Here is a 265-nt window from a genome sequence, read left to right as displayed (position 1 = left end):
GGCTTGTACGGCCCCTCCACATCCACACCGATGTACTCGGCCTGATCCTTGGTCAGCTTCGTCAACGTGCCACCCAGGGCTTCCACATGCACCTTGGCGACCTTCTCGTCGAGATGCTTGGGCAACCGGTAGACCTCGTTGTCGTACTGCTCGGGCTTGGTCCACAACTCGATCTGCGCGATGACCTGGTTGGAGAAACTGTTCGACATCACGAACGACGGATGCCCGGTCGCGTTGCCCAGATTCAGCAGACGACCCTCCGACA

The 265-nt window shown here is 59.6% G+C and carries 1 protein-coding gene; it reads right to left on the bottom strand.

What is annotated here, in order from left to right; all coding sequences use genetic code 11:
- On the bottom strand, positions 1–265 hold a 265-nt coding region (locus WA675_RS27330; protein ID WP_336088339.1), incomplete at both ends, for an adenosylhomocysteinase.

Origin of the sequence: Nocardia sp. SSK8, assembly GCF_037034205.1 — a bacterium.
GTDB lineage: Bacteria > Actinomycetota > Actinomycetes > Mycobacteriales > Mycobacteriaceae > Nocardia.
This window is presented reverse-complemented; position numbering and strand designations above follow the sequence as displayed.